Annotated in this window: 4 protein-coding genes; 1 reads left to right on the plus strand and 3 read right to left on the minus strand. The window is 67.7% G+C overall.

The window, feature by feature from the left end:
- Position 1 precedes the first annotated feature (1 nt).
- From OXC99_11770 to OXC99_11780, 3 genes are read right to left on the minus strand one after another with little or no spacing between them, the layout of a single operon-like run.
- Complete coding sequence (locus OXC99_11770; GenBank protein ID MCY4625661.1) at positions 2-268, minus strand: hypothetical protein; 267 nt, start codon at positions 266-268, stop codon at positions 2-4.
- Positions 265-435, minus strand: coding sequence for a hypothetical protein (locus OXC99_11775; protein MCY4625662.1), 171 nt, complete (start codon positions 433-435; stop codon positions 265-267). Before OXC99_11775 ends, OXC99_11770 begins: the two co-directional genes overlap by 4 nt.
- Positions 436-453: 18 nt before the next feature.
- Entirely contained in the window at positions 454-729 is a 276-nt protein-coding gene (locus OXC99_11780) for a hypothetical protein (GenBank protein MCY4625663.1), read from the minus strand.
- A 161-nt stretch (positions 730-890) separates the two neighbouring features.
- Here OXC99_11780 and OXC99_11785 point away from each other — a divergent pair.
- Positions 891-1,585: phytanoyl-CoA dioxygenase (locus OXC99_11785; protein ID MCY4625664.1), on the plus strand; the 695-nt coding region annotated here is incomplete at its 3' end.

Here is a 1,585-nt window from a genome sequence, read left to right on the forward strand (position 1 = left end):
GCTAGAGCGCCGGACGCACCACCGTGCTGCCGCCCACGTCGAACGAGCACCCGCCTTCCAGCACGAGGCGCAACCGGCTCGCATTCGCCGACGTCGCCGCCGAATTCGACGCCTTCTCCGACTCCATCCACACGAAGAACGCGTCGGCCCTGACCGCGAGGCCCATGCCGCCCGCCTCGTCCTGTTTGAGCAGCTCACCCCGCGCACCAAGCTGCATCGAGAGGTCGGTGCTGACCGGGTCCGTGCCGTCGTCGAACGCGATGGTCATGTCGCACGTGCCCCACCACGGAGGCCCCAGGCCATGACCCCTTCGCTCACCTGGAACCGCGCATACGGGCTCACCGTGGTCGTCGTGCTCTCGATGCTTCCCTCTGCGCCAGTCGTCGCCCCGGAGTCGTCGAACGTGCCCTCGCCCTCGCTCGGGGACATTGCCACGCCCGCGAGCATCCGGCCTCAGTCCGCATCCGCGCCAGCGTGCGATGACGACAGAACGGAGGCGGGGGAGGCGGGACCGCCGCCGAGCCGGTTTCGCGCAAACGGGTCGTCATCGTTCGCCGGCGCCTGTGCGCCGAAGCGCTGTGCAAGACCCGTCAGCACGTTGGCCAGCGCATTGCTCTTGTCGGCGCGAGACAGGTCCACGCTCTGGCCCGCCAGCGTCGCGTGTACCCCGGAACGTGGGGCGGAATCCGGCGAATCCGCCGCTGGCACGGCTCGACAACCGCCGATCACCTGGCCCACCTTGGGGTACCGCCGTCAGGCCCCCTCGCGTAACCTCCTAAGCGACAATGGCTAAGCCACAGCGCGGGCGTCTCATACAGGGGCAGACAATTGCGGCGAGGCAAGCGGTGGCCTAGGATTTCGCCGCAGATGGCAGTTGCGGGTGCCCCGCCATGAACCAAGTTTCGCCTCCAGGGACTTACCCGACCAGGGCCGAGCACGCCGAGCGTACGACGGCCTATCTTCGCGCCGGTGAGGAACGCGCCCGTGGATTTGCCAATCGCGGGCCGGTCCGCTTCGGCGCAGACAGTAGCCTGCATCCCGACATCTTGGAGGCTTACTGGAAGCACGGTTTCTACGTGTTCCAGGGCGTGGTCGGCGAAGCAGAGCTGGACGAGCTTCGGCAGGACGCCGACATGATGATCGAGCGCGCACCCGTGCGTCCGGGAGCCCATCTGGACAGGCACGGCCGAGCGGCCCTCGGGCGGGACTATGCCTACGAGCCCTACACGCTGGTGAAGCCGCTCTCCGACCCTTGGGGCGGCAGGGCCATGCTTAACGGTCGCCATCCGCACCGGATGGTCCAGCCGCAGCCGGACGCCGATGCGCCGGAATATGTGGTCTTCCTGCTACACGGCATGTGCCAGGCGATGCCAGCGGCGCTCCGGGTCTATGGCCATCCGCACCTCCTGGCCGTGTCGCAAGCGATCAACGGACCGGACTTCGTCCCCTACAACGACGCGATCTTCGTCAAGCAGGCAGGCGTCGGCGGCTCCGTCGCATGGCACCAGGACGGCGTCACCCACTGGGGATCACCCGACTGGGACGAAGGCATCCCCGGCCTCAACCTTCAATTGCAACTGTATCC

Source organism: Chloroflexota bacterium (genome assembly GCA_026713825.1).
In the GTDB taxonomy this organism is placed as follows: Bacteria; Chloroflexota; Dehalococcoidia; order Lucifugimonadales; family UBA1127; genus UBA1127.

Bases quoted from the DNA above. Each gene is read 5' to 3' on its own strand.
- OXC99_11770 (MCY4625661.1), bottom strand. From the start codon at position 268: ATGACCATCGCGTTCGACGACGGCACGGACCCGGTCAGCACCGACCTC.